Origin of the sequence: Oceanobacillus aidingensis (assembly GCF_042654105.1) — a bacterium.
Classification (GTDB): domain Bacteria; phylum Bacillota; class Bacilli; order Bacillales; family Amphibacillaceae; genus Oceanobacillus; species Oceanobacillus oncorhynchi.
In genome coordinates, this window is record NZ_JBHSFT010000020.1 from 30,606 (window position 1) to 56,090 (window position 25,485).

The window sequence follows — 25,485 nt, forward strand, 5'->3', positions numbered from 1 at the left end:
GTATTATGATATTTTAAGCAATGCTTCTTTTCCTGTCATCCCGACTTCCCAGCCGTGCTCCTTCGATGCATCTGTTATTTTCTGCAACGGAGCGTTCAGCAATTGATCAATGGTTCTTACTCCCATTGCCCGGCCGGCGATAACGTTTCTTTCTTTCAGCTTAGGTATTTCATTAAAAATATCCACATCGAGCGCTGCACACATAATATACCCTACATCATTGCTGATTGTTAATAAGGTTGTTTGCGGCAATTCCACACTCACTGCTGTAAAAATAATTCCATCCACCTCAAGAGGTTCTACCGTAATCATAAAAATGCCCCCTCTGTTTTTCTCTCGTGATAAGTGTATGCAGAGGGGCTAAAGAACGTCACACATAAAACGAAACTTCACTCAGCGGGAATTTTCGGACGGCTCTCCGTGATAGAATGGAAATGAATCAATGCTGTTTGACAGCATATACTAATAAGTCACGCAAAAATTCCGGGACAAAATATTGTTTTTTTGCAGAACGGGCAATTTCCGGCAGGAGCTGGCCAAAAGTAAAAGTATCTGCAGTAGCAACATAGTATACTTTGTCTGGATGAATAGGGTAACCATCTTCAGTATACACCCGCTTCACATACACTTCCCCATTCCGATGAAAGGCTGTCTCGACCTGAATGCCTGAAAAAATCATTTTCCCTAAGATTTCCCCGCGGAAACCAAAGCCCTTTAATTTTAATTCTGTAAAAGCAGGAGATAATGCCGCTCTGACCGTTTCTATGATTTGATCCCCCTTTAAATCCACAAGGACGGGATTGATTGGATGAGGGCAAATTCGGTGTATATCCCCTTTTGTGATTGCCCCGGCAGGCAGCGAATCTAACAGCACGCCAGCATTCAGCATAGCTATATCCGCATTGGTCCATCTTCGGAGCACTTTAGTCAGTGAATCAATAATGGGGGTTTCTCCAAACCAGTTTACTTCCAGCGGCTTTTCTACACTTGCTACCGCCTGACCCAGATATTGGTCAGCCTGTTGTAATAGCTGCTGTAAATGTTCTTCCGTCTCCAAATCCTTTCCTGTATCCTGCAGACTGATTGCTGCTGCTTCCTTCGAAATTACTTTTTTCTCCTTATGATCCCAAATAAGCTCCACTTCACCGATATAGTAGCAATGCTTTCCCGCTGCAGTGATTAAGGTCTGATTTACCAGTTCACCCTCTTTTAACAGATGATGCGTATGTCCCCCGATAATCACATCAATTGCCGGATAACGCCGGGAAATCTCCTGGTCAACGGAAATTCCTAAATGGGAAAGAAGCACAATAATATCCGATTCTTTTTTCAAGTCTTCTATATAACGTTCAATAATGTCAAATTCATTTTCTACATGCCAGTCAAGCAGCTCGTAAAAGGCATTAAACGGTGCCGTTAAACCTAAGACACCTATCCGTATCCCGCTTTCTGTCATAAAAGTGTGTGTCCGCTTCAGCCAAAATGGCGTCAATTCATCTCTGCTGAATAAATTACTGCAGACCACTTGGAAATCGGCTTTATCATATAATTGATATAATTCTTGATGGGAAAGCGTTATCCCCTCATTGTTTCCCAGCGTCACGATATCATAGCCTGCTTCATTCAGCAGCTCCACATTGGCTAACCCATTTGAAGCTTCTGTAATTGGATGAGAGCGGTCAACGTGGTCTCCTATATCCATTGTAAAGGCAGCTTCATTATTCTCTTTCCGCAGGCCCTGCTTTTCTTTTAAAAAGGCTGTTACTCTAGGCCATTGTTCAAAATGACTATGTAAATCATTTGTATAGTAAAAGTAAACTTTCTCTTCTGACATACTTCATCGCCCCTAACCAATTCCTTGTAAAATCATGCGAATCCCCATCACAATTAATAAGATTCTCAAAAGCAGCTCTAAGAGCGAACTTGAATTTTTTTGATTGGTGAACGCACCCAGTTTGCCCCAATCCATTCCCCCGGTATAAAGAAAAGCACATATGCCCACTCTATGTTGCCAAGCGCAACAGCAGGTATAATTTGAAATTTATATGTATATATTTCCGTTCCCATTTCCGCCTGGCGAAATTCTTTTTCAGAAGCATCTACATTTCGTGGTTTTTTTCCTTTTAACTGCCGAAAAAAAGAATAACGAATACCACCAGCAAACCAACTTTCTACTGTAATCATATCACATTGCTGGATAGATGAAAGCGAGGGAGTTTTTTACAAACGCATTGATTTTATTTTATATAGAAGAATCCATGTTTCCAAGATAAAACTGTTTTTTTAAATAGGTTTACGAAAGGGTTTCCTCCAAATATACTTTTTCCCTATTGCCAAAGCAATCTTCCAAAGTTAAAATTAAATTAGTTTGTTAATTAATTTAATTATCTTAGTTGGTATCTTATTAATTTTTAAGATTACTTCTCTACAATAAAAGCATCAAAAGCTTTACGATTACAACTAATCTAAAACACATTGCGTTGTTTTTCAAACTGAAGGTGAGAAAATGAATATTCAAGTAAAAGAAGTCGTAAACGGCTGGAAAGAATACACACTAACCAATGATACGATTGAAATTAGTATTCTGGATTATGGAGGAATCATCACAAAATTATATGCACCAGATCGAAATGGAAACGAGGAAAATATTGTATGGACTTTTAAAGATTATCATGATTATGAAAATAACCCATTATATTTAGGTGCTTTGATTGGCAGAGTTTCTGGACGAATACCTGACGGGCGATTTAAGATTAATCAGCAGAGCTGGCAGCTGGAAAAAAATGAAGGTAACCATCATCTGCATGGTGGAACAAATGGCTTTCATCAAATTCTGTGGGATACACAAGTGAACAAAACAGAATCGGCAATCGAATTACAATTAACGACGAATGATGTCACTTTTGCAGGCGGGCACCCTGGTAATTTGGATGTCTCTATCACTTATAGTCTTACCAGCAAGAACGAATTGTCTATACATTATCAAGCCGTTCCAGATGCAACAACCGCCCTTTCTTTAACAAATCATAGTTATTTTAATTTAACCGGAAATGTGCAAAATTCTATTTATCAGCATCATGTCACTATGCCGGACAGCACCATCATAGAATTGGATAAAAATCTGCTGCCTACCGGAAAGCTTCTGGATACGTCAAATACAGCATTCGATTTTCGATATGGAGCTCGCTTGGGAGAAGGGGTGCATTCATTATCTGAATCTGAACAATTAGCTTTAGCCGATGGATATGATCATTATTTTTTATTTAAGAACGCTAAAAACAGAATAGAAATTTATGAGCCCACCTGTGGGAGAACCTTATCTATAGAAACGAACCAGCCTGGTATGACGATGTATACTGCGAATCAGGGTTCACAAGGATATCTATTAGAAAATGGGACTGCCCCAGCTCATTATGGGGTTTGTTTTGAGACTTCCAATACACCTTTAGCACTCTATCAAGATAGACTGCCGTCCATCGTTGTAAAAGCAGGTGATGTTTATAACAAATCAACTACCTTTACATTTGGCACGAATTAGCTTTCTGATTTTATCAATGCACGAAATAACCTTCCAAAAAAAGCGAATCCGATTGAACAGGATTCGCTTTTTTTGGAAGATGACTCGTTTCCCTTCTGAAGTTAAGCCATATTCCTATATGATTCTTTCGTTATTTTGTATTGAAGCGGCTCACCTGCCGTAAAGCGCTTTGCTTCTTCCAGCATGAAAGCCCCTAAACGAGCCCTCTCATTACCAGAACTTCCTGCTATATGCGGTGTTAAAACAACGTTAGGCAGAGTGTATAATTTGGATTGTTCCGCTGGCGGTTCTGGATAAGTCACATCTAAAACAGCTGTAATATCTGTACGTTCTTGTAAAACTTCTATCATCTCATCTTCTCGAACAATAGCACCTCTAGCTGTATTAATAAATGTTGCATTTTGCTTCATAGACTGAAAATGCTCTTTTTTAATCATTCCTTTTGTTTCGGGCAAAAGCGGGCTATGTAATGAAACAACATCTGCATGTTTAAAAATCGCTTCTAAAGAACAAAGCTCTACATTTAAATTACTAGCTTCATCTTCGTTTACAAATGGATCATAAGCTAATACATTCAAGTCAAAATGCCGTAATAAATCCGTTACTTTCCTGCCGATTTGACTCAAAGAAATAATACCTGCCGTTGCTTGATAATTGCCGATTAGCGGCTGATACATACCATTAATATAATTTTTTTCCTCTTTTAGCCATCTGGATAGCTGCCAGCCGTTTTTTAAAGAAAATAGAATTTCACTTAATGTAAATTCTGCTACTGGAATGGCATTTGCCTGATTAGCTGTGGTAACTTTTATGTCTCTTTCCCATATCTCGTCTGATAATAATTTCTTCATTGTTCCAGCTGCATAAAAGATAGCTTCTAAAGATGGCGTTTTTTCTAAAAACGATTGATCAAATACCGGAGCACCCCATCCAGAGAAAATAACCTCTGCTTCTTTTAATAAATTACCTTCTTCTTGAAAATTATATTTGGTCAATGGTTTTCCAATAATATCAATATATTGCGAAATCTCTCTTTGTTTATCAGGTGTATAGACTTTTTCAAACAAATTTTCGTCCATTATAAACAGACCTTTTCTCATATGTTTTCACTCCTTTGACCGACGCATTGCAGAAATACTGCTGCTTGTTTTTTGTTTCTGAAACAGTTTAATAAGCGGTCCAATAATCAAAGCTGATATAATGGTTCCTTCTCGAACACCCTGAACAGAACCAAATACGATAAACGAAATAAACATTGCTAAGCATACCAAACTTATATCAAAATAAAGCTTTACCTTTCCAAACTCCTGTGAAGTTTTGTAAGAAATCACTTTTACAATTCCTTCAGCCGGATTATTTACCACTTGTGCCTTCAACTGTACCACCGTGCTAAATGCAATAATAACACAGCCAATGACAACCATATTTAATTGAACCCAGTAATAAGATTGCGGGATATGAATAAGGAAATAAGACCAAAAATCAATAGCTATTCCTAATATTGGCCCTACTAATAATTGCAAATACTGAACTCTGGGAAAATTTTTGCCCATCATTATTATTTCGATTAAGACAAAAAGAAGATTAAACAGCATCGTCAGCATTCCAAAACTAATAGGTAAGAATAGACTAAATGCATATGGCGGACTCGTAATAGGAGTAGTACCGAGATGTGCAAGTGTAACCAGACTAATGCCGAGTCCCATAATGAAAAGACTCAGCAAGAAAAGCCCATAAGATTTTAATAGATTGGATTGTGCCAAATACATACACTTCTTTCCATAAATATTCCGATATTTTAATAGCTGCCTTTTTATTTTTTTGAACATAGATAGTTAGCGATGGAAAAATAAAATCCTGTTTTATGGACGTTTCTCTCCCTGTCCTGGACAATCTCATTCCATATTTTTAATAAGCAGCGGCACTTTTTTTCCGTAAATATCTAGTAATTTTTTATTGTGTTCATCTGAACCAGTAATATTTCCACTCAGAAATACTGGTGGAACTTGCCCTGTTTTGATAAGTAAATCAGTGACTTCTGCTAAAATAGCTTGAAGAATCGAAATGACAATCACAGAGGACGATGGGGCAAAACGAATACCTGTGTCAGAATTACTTAACATTGCGTCTCCAACCTGTACATGGTTATCTATTGTATAATCGCAGACATCTTTCAAGTATAACCCGTCTTCATGTCTGGAAGGCTGCTGTTCAGCATATGCTGTACTGGTTAATGCCACTGTAACAGCTCCATGTTCTTTCCCATATAATGCGACATCTATTGGAACTGGGTTGATGCCTGAAGTAGAAATGACAATTAGCACATCCTTCTTAGTAATGGAATATTCCGCTAATAATGGACGAACATATCTATTTTTTCTTTCTTTTTGAGAAGATGCTGCCCCGCCTTGATGAAGCATCAATTCGTCAATCAATATAGGATAAATCGGTGCAAGTCCTCCTGCACGATAGAATACTTCCTCTGTTAAAATATGAGAATGACCACATCCGAATAAATAAACAACTCCGCCATCATTTATTTTATCTGCGATTACTTCACTCACTTTCTGCATAACGTTTGTTTCTTTATTAAACGTATTTTCAAGCTGCTCTTGTACTTTTTGATAATACTTCTTTATCATCATAATCCCCCTTGAATAATTGGTTTAAAGTTTGAAACGGCCTTCTTATCCATTGGTTATTCTCCATTTAAGAGGCAGCCCTTCCTTTCTCTTAAATGGAGATAATCATTCTAGTTTAAACGCGATGCATTCTATCTTTATATTTTTCGATTAATGACTCATTGTATTCTCGGCCGCCTTCCACGTTGGCGCTTTTCATTATCGGCGGTTCGATACCTTTTTTCACTAGATTTTCGATTGCTTGTAAAACAACACTATCAAGTAAGTAAGCTGCTGAAATAGAAGATGTAGGACCTGTTTTCATTCCATATTCCGGTATATCTATTCCGCAGTCTCCAGGGTCTCCACAGTTATCCAGGACCACATCGGCAAATTCATATAATTTTTTTCCGCTTGAGTGCAGGCTTTTCGCATTTTGAGAATCTTTTAAATTTGTAACAACAATCAGCTTATTCCCTTTTTCTTTTATATATTTAGCCATGTCAATGTGCAAAGGGTTTTTCCCAGAATTGGATATAAAAATAAAACAATCCTCATCCTGCTGGTCGACTAAACGAATAAACGCATCACCAACCCCTTCAATTACCTCAAACCAGCCATTGATTCCGTAAAACTCTTTGATAGCCTTGGAGTTAACGAATCCTCCTGCCCGGCCAGCAACTTCAATGGCAGCTGCGAAAGAATGTCCCGAGCCAAAAGATTGAATAATACCTCCCCGTTCAACCGTTTCTGTCAGGATATCGGCTGCTCTTTCAATATTCTCCCGTTGCTCTGTTCGTATTTTCTTTAAAATATAATCTATTTTCGCATAAAATTGGTCGACATAGTTCACTGCATTCACTCCTCTTACTTATCGCTTGGCTTTATTCAAAAATACTTCAATGCTTGTTTCCGGGTCATCTGGCACCATTTGAGCTGTCACCTTCACCCCGCTGTTAAGAAGTGTTTGGATCGCTTTCTCTTCATCTGCTGAGAGACTTACTGATTTTTTGATTTGCACTGTACCAAAACGATTGGAAAGATTTCCGATATTGACCTGTGGCAGCTCCAATCCTTCCTCCTGCAGACGAACTAGGATTTCTGGTGATTTAACAACCAGTAAAACACGCTGTCCCTGATAGTTGCCTGCTTTAATATTTGCGGCTGCTTTTTCAAATGGCAAAATAGATGTATTTACTCCTGATGGTGCTGCCATTCTTAATACCGCTTTCTCATGATCACTGGCAGCAATGATATCATCTATTACCATAATTCTGTTTACCCTTAAACCAGTAGACCATCGAGTAGCTACCTGTCCATGAATTAATCTATCGTCAACTCTTACATGTACAATTCCTTCCATTTCTATCTCTCCTTATGTTGTAAATATTTTTAAATTATAAGCAATAATCCCAAGTGCCATTAGAATAAAGACAACGCGTGTTGAATTTAACTTTTTCTTACCCAGCATCCAATAAGTGACTGCAACAACAAGAACTGGACCTAGGGATGGCAAAATTTGATCAGCAAGCTCTTGTATAGAAAGTGTAACTTCCCCTTGCTGGAACTCATATCCAAAAGTTGCTGTAACCACCGTTGGGATAAGCGCACCTACAACGGTAATTCCAAGGATATTAGCAGCTTTTGTAAGATTCTTTAACCTGCCGCCTATTTCGGTTACGAGTCTCACACCTTCTTGGTATCCGGACCAAACAAAGAAACGCATGGCACCAAGACGAATAAATCCAAACACAATCCAAAGAATCAAACCGATTGGGTTTCCTTCAAGTGCTAAATAGGAAGCAATGGAACCTATGATGGTAGTAGGTATAACAAAGAAAAGCGTATCACCAATCCCGGCCAGCGGTCCCATCATACCTGTTTTTAATGAAGCTACTGCTTCCATTGATTTGATTCTTTTCTCTCTTTCAAGAGCTGTATTTACACCTAATATTAAAGGGGCCATCGTATTATTCGTGTTAAAAAATTGCATATGTGTCATGGCAACTGTTTTGCGTTCTTCGGGATCCTTATATAAATTCTTAAGTAACGGCAAAATACTGAAATAATATCCTAACCCTTGAAACTTTTGATAATTCCAGCTTGCTTGTCCAAAGAAAAACCATCTCCAAAATACTTTCTTTAACTCACGATACATCTTTCGTTTACTCATCGCCCATCCCTCCATTAGCTACCGCAGGATCATTGTTATCATTATTTTTAGTGAACCGCTGATATCCTAAAATTGCCAGAGCTAGTCCAACAAGTGCAGCTCCTAATACAGACATACTTAAATATGCTGCTACGACAAATCCAATAATAAGATAAGGGATATTTTCCTTTACAGGTAAATATCGTAATAATATGGCTATACCTAGTGCAGGAAGCATTCCGCCAGCTACACTCAAACCACTCATCAGCCAATCAGGCATATAGTTCACGATAGATTCTACAAACCTTGCACCAAATACAAGTGCTAAAAACACGGGTATCATTCTAGACAGAGAAGTAGGAAGCAATCCCCATAACCCCATCCTGGCAGCTTTATCAAGGTTCCCTTGTTTGATAAAGGTCTCTGCCCTGTTTTGAAAATACGTGTTTGTAAATCGGGCAAGAACATCGAGCTGAACCATTAACAAGCCAATCGGGATTGCTAAGGATATCCCAAACTCAGCTCCTTCGCCTGAAAAGATAGCAAAAGCTGTACCAATCAATGCACCCGTCATATAATCTGGAATCGATGCACCGCCGAAATTTCCAACTCCAAGCACCAGTAAATTCAACGTCCCTCCGACAATCAATCCTGTTTGCATATCTCCAAGAATCAGCCCGGCAAAAAAACCTGCCATTGTCGGTTTAACAAATCCCATTGTTGTGTTGTTTCCATCATAAATTGCAAATGCTGCATACAGCGTTATTAATAATACTTGCCACCAGACAATCTCCATCCTTACTGCCCCCTATTCATCTAAATCATTATTATTCAATTCAAGTGGATCCGCTTTAAAAATTGCACTTCTTGAAGATTCAATAACCCGATTAAGGTCAGAAATCATAAAATCAGTTTCATCTAAAAAGAGTGTTTCCAAGACTAGCGGCAGATTAACTCCGCTAATAACAAAGGCGTTTTGTTCCATCTCTAATTTATGTGTCAGCGCTACCGCCTGGTTGTAGGGCGTTCCCCCTTTTAAATCAGCAAGAATCACTATTTTTTTATTAGAACGCTTCCATTGTTCCAAATAAGATTCCAATTTTGAGGAAAAATCCTGAACACCAGCTTCGGTAAGTTCGATAATAGAAAGCTCTTCTTGTTCTCCCGTAATCATATCAACTGCTTTTTTTAGACCACCAGCTACTCCATGGTGAGATACTAACAAGATATTCATTTGTCCAACTCCTTTTATAAAGGTTCTATTTTATTGCTGAAATACTCCCAACGCTTATACGTTTCAATATATTCCACCACTCTTTTTTCCAGTAAGTACGTGTATCTGCGTATGAACGCAGTTGGTTTATCGCCTTCAATCTCAAGCAGCTTACTTTCCTCAGACGGCGTCGGGAAACAAATTTCTGTTATTTCTGTCGAATCTGCCTGGAAAAGATTAATTTCAAAATCATGTTTTATTTTTTCATAAATTGAGGAAAATGCTTCTAACTCTCCAATATCTTCCTTAATAAATTCAGATAAAACATAAGAGTATTGGACAAGCAACGGCACATCATCAATCATGCGTACGCGCTTGATTAAGTAAAATGCTTCCTCTTTGTTAATATTTAATTCTTTAGCTATTCGTGGATCTGTCATTTTTTCTACATTTAGTACTCGGACAGATTCTTGCTTCCCTTGATATTTTTCCTGATCAGAAAAACGCACTACTTTTGCTTTTTTCCCTTTGGAAACGTAAGTCCCTTTGCCTTGATAACGTACAAGATAACCTTCCTGTGTCAGCTCCTGTAAAGCCTTAATTACAGTAATACCGCTTACATTGTATTCTCTTTTCAACTCCGCTTCACTGTAAAACTTATCTCCTGGAAGAAACTTTCCGTTATTAATCTTGTAAAGAAGACTTTGCTTGATTTGCAGATATTTTGGAATAGAAATAAGATAACCTCCTAACTAGTTAATCAGTTAATATATTAAGTTAAAATAAAAAAATAATAGCATTGTTTTCATAAAGTTGATATCCATCCAATTCCCTACACCTTGCAATCAATCCAGGCATTTCGTTTTGCAATAAGCTAGTATTTAAATTTATGTTTGTCCTTTACTTGGCGGAATATGATGTAATTATTGATTGAAGCACTTTTACATCATTCTTTAATTGTTCGATACTATCTTCTTTCACAAATTCCATCATTAAATAACACATTCCTTGTTGCTTTTCTAGTTGTTGTAAGTACTTTTCCCAATCAGAAATACCTGCTGAAAAAGGATACACAATGACGTTATTTTCAACAAGCTGCCAATGAAAAACATGAACATGGCTAAGCCATTGTCTTACGGTATCAATACTCTTCACATTCTTATTCACTGTTTCAAATGGCGAGGGCTGCCAGTATAAGGAAACGCTTGAATGATTAATTTTCTTCATTAGCCGTATGGCACTATCTGCCGTATCTGTTAAAGTTCGGCCATGATACTCTAGATTAATATGAATTCCTTGTTTTTCTGCTAAATCAGCAATTCGTTTGGCATCCTCTATCACTTTTTCCCATTGTCTTTCTGTTGCTTCGCTTGATCCAATATTTCCAGCCCATACTCGAATGGCAGGAGCCGTCAATTTTTCAGCAGTATCTAAGATAGCTTCAAAAGAAAATGGTTGTTCCTTTACCCCTAGACGATAATAGGAACCATAAGAGATAATATCTATTTCTGCTTGCCGGGTTATATTAGCAGCATACGCAGCATGTTCTAAGTCACCAGGCGGAACATGAATATCGCCGCCCCATTCTATTCCTTGTATATCCGTATTTTTAGCAGCTTCTATTATTTCTTCTACAGATAAGTTTCTAAAGGTTACAGAACATAAGCCTATTTGAAACATCCTTTTCCTCCTCTCAAATTTATTTTTCTTTCCTGTTAGTCCACTAGAAAAAATAACTTACCGTTTTATAGCATCTAAATCGCTTCTATTTGTATGCTGTTTTTTAATAGCTTTCTTTTAACAACTTACGCTTATCATACGAAAAATTTTTTTAGCTGTCTTATTAAAGGCGGAATAAAATTCTCAATTTCGGAAATAAACTTTTGAAGGTGTATACCTTCTTTTTTTAAATAAACTAAAAAAAGAATATACTAAATATCAGCATATTCTTTCAGCTATCTGACTCCTTTGTATATTGATATTTATTCCTGAATTTCTGAGGAGAGATATTCGTATACGCTTTAAATTTTCTATAGAAGGTAGAAATTGCTTCAAAACCTACTTCAAAACAAATAGATGCAATATCATTATTGGTTTCCATGAGTAATTTTTTGGCAATTTCCATTCTTACTTCATTTAAATATTTCATCGGTGTCATATCATATTGATCTTTAAAAATCGTATTGATATGTCTGGTACTTATCCCAAGCTTTTGAGAATAATCATTGGCATCTCTAATTTCAAAATATCGTGTTTCGAGGTAATCTTTTAAACGTTCAGCCCGAAGCACATTTGCATCCGTAATATTTAATTCTTTTTGACTTCGAAATAAAATCAGCAATAATTCTTCCAGATAGATTTTTACAGCTACTACATTAATCAAATCCCCTTGTGCTTGCTCATAAAGCATCCTGCGAAGTAACTGTCTTACATTTCCTGCTTCAAATGGACTTAAATCAATTAACCTCGGATTGCTAAAATCCTGCATTTCTAAAACCTTTTGAATATCCGAATCCAAATGGAGCACATCAAACTCAAGCACAAGTACTGTCATTTTCCCCTCTGATGTAATAGAGTGGTCTGAATATGGCGGGATAAAAGCCAGACTATCTTGAAAAAAAGTGTTTTTTTGATTATTAAATGTAATCTCTCCTGTATTTTCGAGAGCATAAAGAATCTGGTGAACCTTATGATGGTGTTTCTTTACAAGATTTCTATTCGAATGTTTATTTTCTTTTAAACGAATACGATATCCCATTATAACTGCTCCTTTGGTTTGTGCTTTCTTTAATTAATTCTTAGATGTAATACATTTTTTGTTAAATACTTGTAAACAAAATAGACTTTTAACGTTACGCTAAAACATAATAACTACTTTAAAATCATGTTTAGCATTAATTATTTTTTCTTGATTTTCTCATCTAACATTTCTGTTCTTTTACTACATTTATTTTATAGCATGTCATTTCATATCGTCCATCTAAAAAATAAGGATACTATCTCCTCCAAGACAGCACCCTTATTTTTAATCTATTTTTCGTATTTAAACCAGCTTATGTCCACAATTCCCGCAGAAATTCATTCCTTGTGTTTTACTTCCGCAATTCGGACAGAAGTTTGGAATTGATTCGCTTCCTTCATTATCAGAAGCATTCTGCTGGTTTCCGGTCTGTTGATTCTGGCTTTGTTGTCCACCCTGATTTTGCTGTCCGCCCTGATTGGACTGCTGGTGATTTGCTGTATTTTGGTCATTCGTACCGTTCATCATTTCCTTTGCCATCTGCATTCCCATCATCATTCCGGCCATATCTGTTGCGGAATTGCCGCCATCTGATTTCCCGGAAGCAATCGCATCCGTCATAGCGACATCTTTATACCGTCCCATATCGCCGATCATGCCATGCGAGGCAGTTTTTGTAATCATATCCTGGATTTCTTTTGGATAATTAAAGCTCATGATTTGAAAACCTTTAATCTCAAAACCATCCTGATTGACTTGCTTATCTAAATCCTCTTTGATACCCTCGCCGATTTCAAAGGAATTCGCCTGAAGATTAAACATATCCTTTCCTTCTCTGGTAATCCACTTCATTAATAATTGATCTAAAACAGCAGTAATTCTCAGGCGAATGTCTTCCACCAGAAAACTGTCTCTGACGCCTGCGATATTATCTATCAGCTTCACATAATCTTTCACTGTAAACTGAAAGGTTCCATTAGCACGGATCGGTATACCGCCAGGAAGCTGTGGAGAAGGTATGTTTATCGCATTTTTTGTGCCCCATTTCACAGTAAACTGTTTTGTATTGACAAAAAGCACTTCCACACGCATTCCGCTGTTAAATCCAAATTTAAATCCTTTTAAGGTAGATAAAAAAGGAATAATGTCTGATTCAATTTCATATTCGCCCTCTTCTTTAAAAACCCCTTCAATTTTTCCCTGGTTGAAAAAAATAGCATCCTGGCCCGGGCGAACAATTAATTTACTCCCTTTTTTCACCTCGTTGTTATTCCATTTCCAAAAGATCATATCATCACGAAATGATTCCCATTCAATCACATTTGCTAATTGCCCTCTAAAAAAGCCCATCATTCTGTTCATCCTTTCTTTATTTCAATACCTTCATTCAATCTATAATTAAAACTTTGCACGCCCGGAAGATCGGGAATGTCCGCCGCCAGTTCTGCCTATACTGCCGCCTCCCCGGCCTCCGCCGCTGTTGTTCTTCTGAATTTTCGTTTTCGTAACGGTTTGACGTAAATATCTATCTGACTTGCTTTTAATTCTTGAATTATCTGCATCAAGATACGTACTTGCATTCGTCGTCACACGGCCGCCCATATTAAAAATCATGGAACCTACAATAACTGCACCAATTATAACAGCAGCCAGCAACTGGAACCAAGTTTGAAGAAAAATACTGTCCGGGTTGATACTCGGGTTCACACCCATATATCGCTCTACCTTTTCAAAATATAATAAGCTGGCATCGTAATAATCGTTATTTCGTAAATCAGGAACTAAATCATCGGCAAGCTGCTGCGCACGCTCAGGGCCAACATACTCTTCTCCCTTATAAAATCCGCTTACCGCAATATCTCTTTCTCCGGAAGGTCCTGAAAAATCAAGCCCCATAAATACCGTATCTCCATGTTCTCCATCATATCCGGGGCCCTGTTCATCATAGAAGTCATCGATATATTTTTGGATATCTCTTCCATCAGACTCATCCTTCGTCAATATAAGGATATCAATCTCGTTCTCTTCACTATATTCAGCCGCCCTCTGCTCCAGATCCGTCCGCTCATTATCTGTAAATATGTTTGCATCATCATAAATATACTGCTTCTCTGCAGACACTGCAGGCAGCATTAGGAAAGATATAAGTACAAGTATACCAGCCGTAATTAAAAACTTCTTCATAGTAAATCACCGCCCAGCATCATCGCTATTGCTTTAAATAAAACAAAAGACCCTCCAGCAATGCTGGAAAACCAAAGCGCTGCCTTCGAATAGCTCAACGGCGGCTTTCCGACAATTTTTCCAGTCTGCCCATTCATTGCAAAGGTATGCTCTTGCTGATCAAAATCGTAATATACCATCCAGACTGGCAGCAGGACATAGTAGCTGTTTGCTTTCTTGGTGCGTATGTTTTTTTGTTGATAGCTTACAGAGCTGTATCCCCGGATGGTGGAAGCTATATACGTATCCATAAAACCTTGAATTTTTGCCTTCACCCGGTCAAATAATTCATCATCGGTATAATTATACTTTTCAGCTAAGTATCCTGCTAGATAAGGCGTTTTAAAATCCTCCAGCTTGTTATAATCATAAGGCTCTATTTTATCCATCAGCTCATCATTCATTTTTTCTGATGCATCGACCGGCACTTTTAAATAACTGATATCAATATCTCTATGCACACGATAATACTTGGTTTCCGTATAACGATAATCGCCGCGCCGATACGTGCGTACTTTGGTACCTGTTGCCTTTACGTCTACATCATTGTCTAAATCGTACATCCAAAAAGGGACATACATTCCTGTAATATTTTTCACACGGTCTGCAGTCATAAAGCCCTTAGGCGTCAACCTGCCATTTTTACACCATTTTTTAAATGCTTCCATTGCTTCTTCTTTACTGATGGTAAACGGAATTACTTTCGCAGGTGCCAACTCCCCGGATAACCGGTCAGCAAGCACCACCCCGGCCCCGCAGAAGCTGCATGAGGTCGCCGTTGTATCTGCATCAGTTAAAACAATAGCACCGCAATTCTCACAATGATATTCCTTCGCCTCGTCTTCCTCAAAGGACTGCGAGATATTCACGTCATCATACGTATCAATATGCTCCTCATGCCCGCAGCTGTCACAGGCCAAATGACCGGAAGCACTGTCAAATTCCATATCCGCCCCGCAGTTGGGACATTTATAATGCACTAACATCCGTCTTCACCTCATTTTTCTGATCGCAATTCAAGCAGCGCCTCTGCTTCAGCAAGCTCAAACTGGATCTTCTCTTCTTGTGCTGTTGTGTATTTCATTATATCGGCTTCATTTTCTTTCGCAGAGGTCTCCCTCTCTAAAGCATCCAGCTGGTCAAAGGTTTCTGAAAATGTTTGACGCATTCGGTCATAGCTTTGCTGGAAAGGGACCATCTGTGTTTCAAAATCATATTTTTGGCGTTGTAATTTTTCAATTTCTTTCTGTGCCGCTTCTTTTTGCATTTGAAATCGGCTTTTTTCATTTGCTTGTTCCGAGCTTTCTTCATATCTGGCAAACTTATCTGCCAGTCCTTGCTGCTCTATTAGCTTTTCCTGTGTTCTGGTAATGTTTAGTTGAATAGTGTCTATTTTGGCGTGCATTTCCCGCATTACGCTATCCATTTCTTTTCTGTTTTTTTGCAGCTTTTGTCTGTTTTTCTTCGCTTCTCGTTCAGATGAAAAAAGGCCTTTAAAAAAACGCATTCTGAATCATCCTTTCTGCCTCGCTTAAATAATTGTACGTTTGAACTCCACAAAAGGTTTCACTGCCTTTTCAGAACGGTAAGGACGTTTCAAAATAATCAATTACCTTATAAGGATAACTTATTTTCTATTAAAATTCTAATTACCTTTTTAAAAATTTCGATTTCTTTTACAAGATTGTAATATTAATAGCTTTTCGAAATGAAAATGAAATGAAAAAACCGTAAATTTATCTGAAATTGTTGATAGAACTTGATTCGAAACCTGTCGATTGATGTAATATATTTTAATAATTTGTTACCGACCTTTAAAAATTTGGACACCTTCTTGTGATATCTCTATGTTACCTTGTATATAGTGAAAAAATAAAAGTTCAGCGAAAATATAGCTGAATCAGGTCTGGGTTGGTTTCAGTCCGTTATCTTCTGTTTCAATCAATTTGTACTCCCCTATATACAATACATCATAGAATAGGAGATTAACGGACGGCCATACCACGATTTGAGCGAAATCTTGCTACATAGGTTTCTGTTTTTCAACAAAATAATATAAACATTCTTAAGGAGGAATTCTTTTGGCACCATTGAATCTTGATGCAAAAAAATATGTTATTTCGACTGCGTTTGCTGCAACGTTAGCACTCACTCCAGTAGTAGGCTCCAGTGTATTAGCAAATGCGGGAGAAGGATCAACAGAAGGAGATATCACCTACGAAGAAAGTAGCCTCCCTGAAGCCCAAGAGGAACAATCTTCTGAAGAAACACCTTCTGCAACAGTTAACTCTTCTCTTGTTCAACAAGGTGATTCCGGTTCAGAGGTAGAAAATATACAAAGTTCATTGCACGATCAAGGCTATTCTTCTAGTAACGTAGATGGTATTTTTGGAGAGCTTACGGAACAAGACGTAAGAGATTTCCAATCTGATCAAGGCTTGCAAGAAGACGGTATTGTAGGACCAGCTACTTCTGATGCACTAGGTACTCCTGTTGAATCCGCTCCAAGCTCTGAAGAAGCTTCAGAATCAGAAGCTAGTGAAGAGGAAGCAACAGAAGAAACAACTGAGAATGACATTGTTATTGAAGAAGTCTCGAATGATTCCGGATCCGAAGACAATGCAGGAACACAATCTGGTTCTGTCAGCGGTTCTGACATCGTTGCAGCAGCTGAAAGTGCTTTAGGAATCCCATATCAATTTGGAGCATACACTCCGGGAGAATCAAATCCTTCTGCATTGGACAGCAGCGGATTGATTAACTATACGTTTGACCAAGTAGGCATCGATGTTTCCCGTACACACAGCCAAATGTGGGCAAATGACGGAGTTCATGTAGATTCTCCAAGCGTTGGCGATGTTGTCTTCTTTGAAGGAACATATGATACAGCTGGCGCATCTCACAGCGGAATTTACATTGGTAACAACCAAATGATCCACGCAAGCAGCGGCAGCGGTGCAATGGTTGTAGCTGACATGAGCGTTGATTATTGGCAGCAACATTACCTTGGAGCAAAATCTTTCAATTAATAGTTAAAAAAACAAGCGCAACCTGGCGCTTGTTTTTTTATGTTTGCTTTTTATTCTTTTCTAGCATTGAAAATTTTATATAGACTTTTTAAATTTTTTGCGATATACTTGTCAACAATTTATTAGAAGGATTTCCGAAAAAAGGGATAAAGGAATATTTTACATAAACATTATTTTCAGACTAATCCGATATTATTTATTTATCGCAAAGTTTGTGCATTCTATTCCGTCTATCCAAACTTAAAGTTTATTTCTTGTCTATACATACTCAGAAAATGTGCATCAAAATAAAATACGGAATCCTATTCTATTATATTGAAGTAAGGGAGTATCATAGAAGTATGAAATTATTCATTCACATCAGTAATTTTTCGAATAAGTATTTTGCATTCATCACTATTTTAGTCGCTGTTGCCGCCTTCTATATGCCTGGCGGTTTTAATTGGTTAAACAATTACATGACCATATTACTCGGAATCGTTATGTTTGGAATGGGGCTCACCATGACACCAAACGATTTTAAGCTGGTGTTAACAAAACCTGTACCAGTTATTATTGGCGTTATTCTGCAATTCACCATTATGCCGCTGCTTGCATTTGGAATTGCAAAACTTTTAAATTTACCGCCTGCTCTGGCAGCTGGAATTATCTTAGTAGGATCTGTTCCCGGAGGTACTGCATCGAATGTCATGGTATATCTCGCTAAAGGAAATGTAGCGTTATCCGTTACGATGACATCTGTTTCTACTATGCTGGCACCAATTATGACACCAGTGCTTTTGTATCTTCTAGCTGGACAATGGATCCCAGTAAATCCGTTTGCCATGTTTATTTCTATCATTCAAGTTATTATTGTTCCCATTGTGTTAGGACTTATTTTTCAAAGGTTCTTTCCAGTGGCAGTTGACAAAAGTATAGAAATTTTGCCGCTGATTTCGGTTATAGCTATTTCGGGAGTAGTGGCTGCAGTTGTTTCAGGAAATACAGAAAATATTGCATCTTCAGGAGCGCTTATTTTTGTCACAGTTCTCTTGCATAATTGGTCGGGACTTTTGCTTGGCTTCTTAGTTGCCACAGTGCTTCGTCTCAATGAAGAGACAAGAAGAGCAATATCCATCGAAGTCGGCATTCAAAATGCTGGATTAGGCACCACCTTAGCGAGCGCCCATTTTGCTGCACAGCCATTGGCTGCATTGCCAGGTGCTATTGCCGTTGTGATGCATGTAATCAGCGGGTCTATCCTTGCATCCATCTGGTCAAAAATACCGGTGAATAATAATAAAAAAGGAAATAAGAGAGAAATAGCTTAATTTGCTGAGGCTATCCTCGTGGAGCTGATTAAAAATGAAACAGAGGACACAGGTGATTGAAAAGTAGAGACACGTTCCTTTTCAATCATTTTTCAAAAAAGCGATACCCAATAAAAAGGAATAGAAAAGGAGATTCGTCCATTGCAATATACAGACAATAATCTAAGCATTCGTACAATTGAAGAAAAGGATCTGCCGCGTCTGTGGGAGTTGATATTTAAGGAAGAAAAGCCAGAATGGAAAAAATGGGATGCCCCCTATTTCCCGCATCAGGCAAAATCATATGAAGCTTTTTTAACAGAACAGGCGCATTGGATAAATTCTGAAAAATATTGGGCTGTAGAGCTTGATGGTCATATTCTTGGTACGATTTCTTATTATTGGGAGCATCAGCCCTCCTGCTGGTTAGAGATTGGTATTGTTTTACATGAAGCAGCATCCTGGGGAAAGGGAATCGGCACTCGCGCTTTGAAACTATGGATCAATCATCTTTTTAATCAACTGCCGTTAGTTCGTATCGGTTTAACAACTTGGTCCGGTAACATGCGAATGATTCGGGTAGCGGAAAAACTCGGGATGCAAATGGAAGCACGAATTCGCAAGGTCCGGTATTATCAAGGTGAATATTATGATTCCATCCGCATGGGGATGCTGCGTGAAGAATGGGAGCAGCATCATTACAGCACGAGAAGACAGGTCTTAAAATAGACCTGTCTTCTCGATTACAACAAACGATTTTCCAACTCCTTTTTATCAAGCAGTTTTATCATACTTCCCTTCCTCTGAATAAGTCTTTCTCCTTCTAGCCATTTCAATTTTCGAGACAGTGTTTCTGGCGTCGTTCCCAGAAAAGAAGCCAGCTCCTTCATCTTCATAGGAATCTCTACTTGCTTGGATCCTGCAGTTTTATATAAATCAAGAAGATATGTCATTAAACGATTTTCTACTTTTTCCATCATTAAAAATTGTGCTTGCTGTTCTGCCTCCATCAATTTTTGAGCATTGATTTCTAACAGCTTCAAGCTTATTTGCGGGTATTGCAATAGTATTTTTTGAAAATCCTCCTGTTTTAACAGGCAGACTTCTGTTTTCTGCATTGCTTCCCCAAATAAATTTTCATTTTGGGCACCAAGCAGTAATCCTTCTCCTTCATAACCGTTCGGTCCGACAACTCTTAATAATTGCTCGCGGCCAGTCGCTGAAAGCTGATATACCTTCATATTTCCCTGGGCAATCACAACTAATTGCGGGTTTTCGTCTGGAGTAATAATTTGTTCACCCTTTTGAAAAATATGGTGCTTTACCAACCGGTTAATTATCCTTTGATCTTCTAAATCTAAATGCTGGAAAAGCGGTACTGCAGCTACACATAAATGCTCCTGGCTCACGGCAAGTCCTCCTTTTCAACATGGCAGCTTTTTTTAGCAGATAGATAAAGCTGCCATGTTATTGTCTTTCCTCTATTATACGCCTTGTACTTTTGTATTTTCTACTGTATACCCCAGCTTTTCAATGACTTCTGATAATTTATCCGCACTTGTTTCCTTATTATTAATTTCTGCTTTTACCTTACCGGCATGAAATAAGACATTCACCTTTGCTACGCCTTGCTGCTTCTGAACAGCACTTTCGATTTTTTGAATACATGACGGACAGGTTAAGCTTTCTAATTGAATCGTTACTTTTTCCATAATTAATCCCCACTTTCCTTTTATTTATATTTCTATCGTACTTCTAAAGTTTTATTTTGTACTTGATAGCTATCAAGTTTTTCATCCTTCGTACGATAGCGTAATAAACGCATGCCATTGATAACTACTGCTAGAATACTTAATTCATGTACCAGCATACCGCTGGCCATGTGGATATATCCAAAAATCAATCCGATGAGGAGAAAAACCACCGTCCCCACTGCAATGATGATATTTCCCTTCATATTGGCTGTTGTTTTCTTTGTTAAACCAAAGGCGTGGATCAATTTTTTAAAATGAGAGTGCATTAGGATAATATCAGAGGTTTCCACTGCTATATCCGTCCCGCTTCCCATTGCAATTCCTCCATCAGCTAAAGCAATAGAAGGGCTGTCATTCACTCCATCTCCGATAAAAGCTACCGTTCTTCCTTCTTCTTGAAGCCGTTTTATAAAGCTGGACTTATCCTCTGGAAGGAAATCCCCATGAACCTCCGTTATACCCAATTCATTTCCCACTATCTCTGCCGTTGTCTGATTATCTCCTGTCAACATCACAAAACGCTTGATCCCCATTTGTTTTAAAATACGCAACGTTCTTTTTGCATCTGGCCGAACCTGGTCTTTGATACCAATCAGCAGTGTTAGCTGACGATTGATTGCTACAAATACGGTAGAATTCCCTGACTGTTGAAGATAAAGTAAATCCTGTTTTGCCTGATTATTTATCCAAACAGCATGATTCTCCATGAAGGTCTGATTACCAATCATTATTTCCTCCGAACCGATGTGAGCAATAATTCCTTGTCCTTTCACAACCTCTGTTTTATCAATTTTTGCATATTCGGTTTTCCCCACATAATCTAAGATTGCTTGCCCCAATGGATGCTCTGATTCTCTCTCCACACTCGCAGCTAACCGAAGTGCTTCTTGAAAATCATCCGTATATGCTTTCGCTTCAGAAACTGCCGGTTTGCCACTCGTTAATGTTCCAGTTTTATCAAATACCATCGTATCTGCCTTGCTGAATGCAGCCATCAATTCCCCGCTCTTGATTAGAATGCCATTTTTTGCTCCATTGCCAATTCCGGCAACATTAGAGACCGGGACACCAATAACCAGCGCCCCCGGACATCCTAAAATTAAAATCGTAATTGCCAGATGGACATTCTGAAAAATCAAACCGACAATAAGCGCAAGCAGCAACACAATCGGCGTATAATATTTGGCAAACCGATCCATAAAACGTTCCGCTTCGGATTTATTATCCTGTGCTTCTTCCACAAGTTCAATAATTTTTCCAAAGGTCGTGTCTTCTCCAATTTTCTCCGCCTCTATCTTCAACGTACCATTTTCTAAAATTGTACCGGCAAACACTTTCTCTCCGGTTGTTTTTCCTGCTGTCATGGATTCACCTGTCACACTTGCTTCATTGATATAGCCTTTTCCTTCTTGAATAATACCATCCACAGGAATTTGCGCTCCTGTCTTAACAAGGAGCAAATCCCCTTTCGTTACGTCATCAATATTAATTTCTTCTATATTATCACCGTTGATTCGTAAAGCGCTGGCGGGAGCCATTTTGGTAAGTTCCCGAATAGCAGAGCGTGTTTTTTCCAATGTTTTTTGTTCCAATAACCCTCCGAACAAAAACAGGAAAATAACAATAGCAGCTTCACTGAATTCACCGATGATAAACGCTCCAGTAACAGCAATGGATACCAACAGTTCAATACTGATTACTTTTACTTTCAGTGCTTGGTACGCTTGGATAAATATCGGCGGAATCCCGATAATTGCAGCCATTGCAAGTGAATATACCGGATTCCAATCAAATAAAAATTTTGAAATAAATGCTGTAATAATCAATATTCCGCAGATTAGTACAACGGGATGCTTATGTCCCATAAAGAAATTCTGCAGCTTCATTTTCTCTCCCCCTCTCCGATTACACTGTCATTTTATCGTGAAAGAAAGAGAAAATAATTGATGCTTATCAAGATAGGAAAACTCATTTTGCAAAACGGTTATTTGTACAAATAAAAAAAGCATCCTCGAAAGATACTTTCTTTACATATACCGAAATAAATCCCAAACAGTGGGCTATTTTGAACATAAACCTACAAAATTCCTTTTGTTATCCTCGTTAATACTTTATGAAGCAAATCTAAACAAAAAAAGAGGACGACAGCTATCGTTACAAAAAATGCAGCCGAACGGAGAAATGCAAATGGAATAAAGCTGACCAGCCAGTTTCCAGCATAGTATATTAGCACAAATGCTATCGCAATCGTTACCAAGTAGGAGATAATAACACCGATTATTTGAACAGCATGAAGTTTTGAATAGGTTGCTCTCAGCTCTTTTCTGTTTTTCCAAAAATTAAAAGCGAATAGAACTATACTCAAAAAAGAAAATACACCTGCCAAGATTCTCCTCCTTTACTTTTATATTGTAAATCTCTTATTGCTTTTTCGTAGTAATCAACGTTTTCTATTTGCCATTATTAGAAATAGCACCATAATAATCCCAGTATAAATCATTATCCATAAAAATGGAAATCCCGATAAATAGGTCAAGTTTTCTTCCTCCCATTGAAATAGCGGCTTCTGGGTAATCGTGGCCGGTGGAATAATCCATGTAATATATTTGAGAGATGCCGGTAAAGCATTCTCGATACCTAGTGCAGCAATGGAAAGAATGACCGTCAGTGCTAAACCGCCATAGGCATTGATGGCACTTTCCATCATTACGCTACTGAAAAAAGCGGCAATACAAATTCCGAGCGCAGCCAATAGGAGATGATTCACTATCGATACGAAGCCAACTGTCATGGAGACAGAATCAGAAAATAGATGAAATATAATCGGATAAAGAAAGGCAAACACTGCCAATAGCAAGGCAATCAGCCAAACCGCTGCTAATTTTGACAAGTAGTATCGATAGCTGCTTCTCAGATTTAAAACCAGCAGCTGTCTTTGTACTGGTGAATCCAGAGACAAGACGCTCATACATAACCAGGCAGAGACCACAAACAAAAACAATGCTGTAATCGCATAGCTATCGACAACCGGATTCGGCTTATACGTATAAAAAACAGCGATTAACACAATAAAGGTGGAGACCGGCGGAAAATATTTATGAGAACGGATATAATCATGCAAGCTGTATTTAATGACTTCTTTCAAATAAATCTCTCCTTCTATGTAAAACGAACAAACACATAGTTTGTTCTTCACTCCATTTTATAATCGATGTTTCCGACGTACTCAATGCTTCCCTGCAATTCAAGAATCCTGGACAGGAGCTGATCGCTATTTTCTGAATTCACATATAGCAGCAAGCTATTTTCTCTTCTTTCTTTATTTATTAATTCGTTCCATTCCTGCACATCTATATCCGTTAAACCCTTTACTTCAATCACCTTCACAGCATCTTTTTCCACAAGTTTTTCTTCTGTTAATTGCCCATCTTTTATGTAATAGGTTTGGTCAACAACCTCTTCAAAAATGGGAGCTTCATGATAGGTTAATAGAATGGCGGTTCCTTGTTCCTTTAATTCGTCTAGAATCAAAAGTAATTCCTGCTGCGCGGAAAAATCGAGCCCGGATAACGGTTCATCTAAAACTAACAGCTCTGGCTGCGGAAGAATGGCTTGAATAATACCTACCTTTTGGATATTCCCTTTAGACAACGTGCTAATTCGCCGGTCACTCCATTTATCCAATTGAAACCGATGCAATAACGACGAAATACGCTGTTTGAGCTCAGCCTCTGAAACATCGCCTATCCTTCCGGTATAGTGCAAATATTCATTTGGTGTAAAACGGAGATAGTTTGGAAACCTTTCTGGTACATACCCTATCCGGATATTCTTATCAGTATATACTACCTGCCCTGAATCCGGTCGTTCTACTCCTGCTGCCATACGTAAAAAGGTGCTCTTTCCACTGCCATTCCCACCTAAGACAGCAATGACCTCCTTTTCTTCCAAGCGAAGTGACATGTCGTATAAAATAGTTTTCTTCCCGTATTTTTTCTTGATACTCTTTAGCTCTACAAGCTGATTCATGTAATTCTCCTTGTCATATCATTTGGTATATACTGACATACTCAATTCTGCCTTTTTACAGTTCCTTCGCTAAATGATCTATGTTCAAAGGATATTATTATAGCTATTTATCATATTATATTTATTTATCTTACAATTAAATGTAAATGATAAATAGAAACTTCATTAAAGCCAGTTACACTGCGAAAAATTGATTATAAAATAACTCTCGATGATTTCCATAAAGCTGCTGAACGATTTACTGACTTAATTCCCTTTTTCCTGCCTCCATTTATTAAATTCTAGATATTCTCTAAAATGCTCTTTCGACACACCAGATTCCATTGCTTCTTTTACAATATTCACCCATTCACTATCTAATTCTGTTTCATGTATCGAGTTGTTTTCAATTATTAAATCTTTCACATAAACCTCTAACACTTGGCTGATTTTCTCGATGAATTGGATGGAGGGGTTTGATTGAAGGTCTCGCTCGATGGAACTTAAATAGGATTTTGCTACTCCTGCCTTTTCAGCCAGTTCTGATAGCGACATTCGCTTTTCTTGACGTAATTGTTTGATTTTTTCACCAATCAAGTTATTCACCTGCTTTTTCTGAAAATTATATCATAATATTGCTGGGGAGTTCTATTATTAAAAATTAACAGTTTGTTCTCAGATAGAGGCTAAATATAATCAGAAGAAGAATAAATTAGATGAACAATCGTTCCGTTTTTAAAACAATTTAAGTTATTTAGATAATCGATATGATTAATTCATTTAAAAGGATTTATTTTTACATATAATCTTTCCATATAAATCTGTCGAAAAAACTCAAGTAACCCACTGCGGATTATACAATGTCTCCAAGCTTTGTGTTGTTTATCTTTATTCTCTGTAATAGGCTTCAAGTGTCCT

General features: G+C 37.9%; 29 protein-coding genes. 4 read left to right on the forward strand and 25 right to left on the reverse strand.

Features of this window, described 5'->3' with window-relative positions; translation table 11 throughout:
- Positions 1-3: 3 nt before the first annotated feature.
- The 3 genes from ACFO3P_RS13315 to ACFO3P_RS13325 all read right to left on the reverse strand — a co-directional run bounded on the left by ACFO3P_RS13315 (position 4) and on the right by ACFO3P_RS13325 (position 2,184).
- The gene (locus tag ACFO3P_RS13315; protein WP_040979011.1) at positions 4-312 is read right to left on the reverse strand and encodes a YunC family protein; all 309 of its coding nucleotides are present in this window, start codon (positions 310-312) and stop codon (positions 4-6) included.
- A gap of 127 nt (positions 313-439) precedes the next feature.
- Entirely contained in the window at positions 440-1,834 is a 1,395-nt protein-coding gene (locus ACFO3P_RS13320) for a bifunctional metallophosphatase/5'-nucleotidase (RefSeq protein ID WP_212928792.1), read from the reverse strand.
- Positions 1,835-1,911: 77 nt separating this feature from the next.
- Positions 1,912-2,184: a hypothetical protein gene (locus ACFO3P_RS13325; protein ID WP_193063654.1), complete on the reverse strand. Its 273-nt coding sequence runs from the start codon at positions 2,182-2,184 to the stop codon at positions 1,912-1,914.
- A gap of 322 nt (positions 2,185-2,506) precedes the next feature.
- On the opposite strand from ACFO3P_RS13325, the gene ACFO3P_RS13330 reads away from it, so the two are divergent.
- Positions 2,507-3,538 carry an aldose epimerase family protein gene (locus tag ACFO3P_RS13330; protein WP_212928790.1) on the forward strand — a complete coding sequence of 344 codons (1,032 nt, stop codon included), beginning with the start codon at positions 2,507-2,509 and terminating at the stop codon, positions 3,536-3,538.
- Positions 3,539-3,639: 101 nt separating this feature from the next.
- Here the strand turns inward: ACFO3P_RS13330 and ACFO3P_RS13335 are convergent, their stop codons facing one another.
- The 15 genes from ACFO3P_RS13335 to ACFO3P_RS13405 form a co-directional block, all read right to left on the reverse strand.
- Positions 3,640-4,638: a hydroxyacid dehydrogenase gene (locus ACFO3P_RS13335; RefSeq protein ID WP_193063650.1), complete on the reverse strand. Its 999-nt coding sequence runs from the start codon at positions 4,636-4,638 to the stop codon at positions 3,640-3,642.
- Between the two features lie 6 nt (positions 4,639-4,644).
- A complete protein-coding gene (locus tag ACFO3P_RS13340) occupies positions 4,645-5,307 on the reverse strand; it encodes a YczE/YyaS/YitT family protein (protein WP_193063648.1) in 663 nt (220 codons plus the stop codon).
- Positions 5,308-5,433: 126 nt separating this feature from the next.
- The gene (locus ACFO3P_RS13345; protein ID WP_379542451.1) at positions 5,434-6,180 is read right to left on the reverse strand and encodes an SIS domain-containing protein; all 747 of its coding nucleotides are present in this window, start codon (positions 6,178-6,180) and stop codon (positions 5,434-5,436) included.
- Positions 6,181-6,295: 115 nt separating this feature from the next.
- On the reverse strand, positions 6,296-7,012 hold the full coding sequence (locus ACFO3P_RS13350; RefSeq protein ID WP_193063646.1) for an SIS domain-containing protein: 717 nt from the start codon (positions 7,010-7,012) through the stop codon (positions 6,296-6,298).
- Between the two features lie 18 nt (positions 7,013-7,030).
- Positions 7,031-7,522, reverse strand: coding sequence for a PTS sugar transporter subunit IIB (locus tag ACFO3P_RS13355; RefSeq protein WP_193063644.1), 492 nt, complete (start codon positions 7,520-7,522; stop codon positions 7,031-7,033).
- 12 nt (positions 7,523-7,534) lie between these two features.
- Positions 7,535-8,332, reverse strand: coding sequence for a PTS system mannose/fructose/sorbose family transporter subunit IID (locus ACFO3P_RS13360; protein ID WP_193063642.1), 798 nt, complete (start codon positions 8,330-8,332; stop codon positions 7,535-7,537).
- Positions 8,325-9,107, reverse strand: coding sequence for a PTS mannose/fructose/sorbose/N-acetylgalactosamine transporter subunit IIC (locus ACFO3P_RS13365; protein WP_193063640.1), 783 nt, complete (start codon positions 9,105-9,107; stop codon positions 8,325-8,327). The genes ACFO3P_RS13360 and ACFO3P_RS13365 overlap by 8 nt, the downstream gene beginning before the upstream one ends.
- Positions 9,108-9,119: 12 nt before the next feature.
- Complete coding sequence (locus tag ACFO3P_RS13370; RefSeq protein WP_193063638.1) at positions 9,120-9,545, reverse strand: PTS sugar transporter subunit IIA; 426 nt, start codon at positions 9,543-9,545, stop codon at positions 9,120-9,122.
- A 14-nt stretch (positions 9,546-9,559) separates the two neighbouring features.
- Positions 9,560-10,261, reverse strand: a complete 702-nt coding sequence (locus tag ACFO3P_RS13375) for a UTRA domain-containing protein (RefSeq protein WP_193063678.1) — start codon at positions 10,259-10,261, stop codon at positions 9,560-9,562.
- 163 nt (positions 10,262-10,424) lie between these two features.
- Positions 10,425-11,204 carry a sugar phosphate isomerase/epimerase family protein gene (locus ACFO3P_RS13380; protein ID WP_289584332.1) on the reverse strand — a complete coding sequence of 260 codons (780 nt, stop codon included), beginning with the start codon at positions 11,202-11,204 and terminating at the stop codon, positions 10,425-10,427.
- A gap of 271 nt (positions 11,205-11,475) precedes the next feature.
- Positions 11,476-12,282 carry an AraC family transcriptional regulator gene (locus ACFO3P_RS13385; protein WP_193063634.1) on the reverse strand — a complete coding sequence of 269 codons (807 nt, stop codon included), beginning with the start codon at positions 12,280-12,282 and terminating at the stop codon, positions 11,476-11,478.
- Positions 12,283-12,567: 285 nt separating this feature from the next.
- Positions 12,568-13,614, reverse strand: coding sequence for an SPFH domain-containing protein (locus ACFO3P_RS13390; RefSeq protein WP_193063677.1), 1,047 nt, complete (start codon positions 13,612-13,614; stop codon positions 12,568-12,570).
- A gap of 48 nt (positions 13,615-13,662) precedes the next feature.
- Positions 13,663-14,448, reverse strand: a complete 786-nt coding sequence (locus ACFO3P_RS13395) for a TPM domain-containing protein (protein WP_042530618.1) — start codon at positions 14,446-14,448, stop codon at positions 13,663-13,665.
- Complete coding sequence (locus ACFO3P_RS13400) at positions 14,445-15,473, reverse strand: TFIIB-type zinc ribbon-containing protein (RefSeq protein ID WP_193063632.1); 1,029 nt, start codon at positions 15,471-15,473, stop codon at positions 14,445-14,447. Before ACFO3P_RS13400 ends, ACFO3P_RS13395 begins: the two co-directional genes overlap by 4 nt.
- 11 nt (positions 15,474-15,484) lie before the next feature.
- Entirely contained in the window at positions 15,485-15,994 is a 510-nt protein-coding gene (locus tag ACFO3P_RS13405) for a hypothetical protein (protein WP_193063630.1), read from the reverse strand.
- Between the two features lie 574 nt (positions 15,995-16,568).
- On the opposite strand from ACFO3P_RS13405, the gene ACFO3P_RS13410 reads away from it, so the two are divergent.
- From ACFO3P_RS13410 to ACFO3P_RS13420, 3 genes are all read left to right on the forward strand, one after another.
- Positions 16,569-17,516, forward strand: coding sequence for a C40 family peptidase (locus tag ACFO3P_RS13410; protein WP_193063628.1), 948 nt, complete (start codon positions 16,569-16,571; stop codon positions 17,514-17,516).
- A 341-nt stretch (positions 17,517-17,857) separates the two neighbouring features.
- A complete protein-coding gene (locus tag ACFO3P_RS13415; protein ID WP_193063626.1) occupies positions 17,858-18,826 on the forward strand; it encodes a bile acid:sodium symporter family protein in 969 nt (322 codons plus the stop codon).
- A gap of 141 nt (positions 18,827-18,967) precedes the next feature.
- Positions 18,968-19,534 carry a GNAT family N-acetyltransferase gene (locus ACFO3P_RS13420; protein ID WP_193063624.1) on the forward strand — a complete coding sequence of 189 codons (567 nt, stop codon included), beginning with the start codon at positions 18,968-18,970 and terminating at the stop codon, positions 19,532-19,534.
- Positions 19,535-19,548: 14 nt separating this feature from the next.
- On the opposite strand, the gene ACFO3P_RS13425 is transcribed toward ACFO3P_RS13420, so the two are convergent.
- The 7 genes from ACFO3P_RS13425 to ACFO3P_RS13455 form a co-directional block, all read right to left on the reverse strand.
- On the reverse strand, positions 19,549-20,214 hold the full coding sequence (locus ACFO3P_RS13425) for a Crp/Fnr family transcriptional regulator (protein WP_193063623.1): 666 nt from the start codon (positions 20,212-20,214) through the stop codon (positions 19,549-19,551).
- 75 nt (positions 20,215-20,289) lie between these two features.
- The gene (locus tag ACFO3P_RS13430; protein WP_193063621.1) at positions 20,290-20,517 is read right to left on the reverse strand and encodes a heavy-metal-associated domain-containing protein; all 228 of its coding nucleotides are present in this window, start codon (positions 20,515-20,517) and stop codon (positions 20,290-20,292) included.
- A gap of 32 nt (positions 20,518-20,549) precedes the next feature.
- On the reverse strand, positions 20,550-22,445 hold the full coding sequence (locus ACFO3P_RS13435; RefSeq protein ID WP_193063619.1) for a heavy metal translocating P-type ATPase: 1,896 nt from the start codon (positions 22,443-22,445) through the stop codon (positions 20,550-20,552).
- Between the two features lie 191 nt (positions 22,446-22,636).
- Positions 22,637-22,945 carry a hypothetical protein gene (locus ACFO3P_RS13440; RefSeq protein ID WP_193063617.1) on the reverse strand — a complete coding sequence of 103 codons (309 nt, stop codon included), beginning with the start codon at positions 22,943-22,945 and terminating at the stop codon, positions 22,637-22,639.
- 54 nt (positions 22,946-22,999) lie between these two features.
- Positions 23,000-23,704, reverse strand: a complete 705-nt coding sequence (locus tag ACFO3P_RS13445; protein WP_193063615.1) for an ABC transporter permease — start codon at positions 23,702-23,704, stop codon at positions 23,000-23,002.
- Between the two features lie 47 nt (positions 23,705-23,751).
- Positions 23,752-24,588 (reverse strand): ABC transporter ATP-binding protein, encoded by an 837-nt coding sequence (locus ACFO3P_RS13450; RefSeq protein WP_193063613.1) that lies wholly within the window; start codon positions 24,586-24,588, stop codon positions 23,752-23,754.
- A 246-nt stretch (positions 24,589-24,834) separates the two neighbouring features.
- Positions 24,835-25,164 (reverse strand): helix-turn-helix domain-containing protein, encoded by a 330-nt coding sequence (locus ACFO3P_RS13455; RefSeq protein WP_193063611.1) that lies wholly within the window; start codon positions 25,162-25,164, stop codon positions 24,835-24,837.
- Positions 25,165-25,485: the final 321 nt, after the last annotated feature.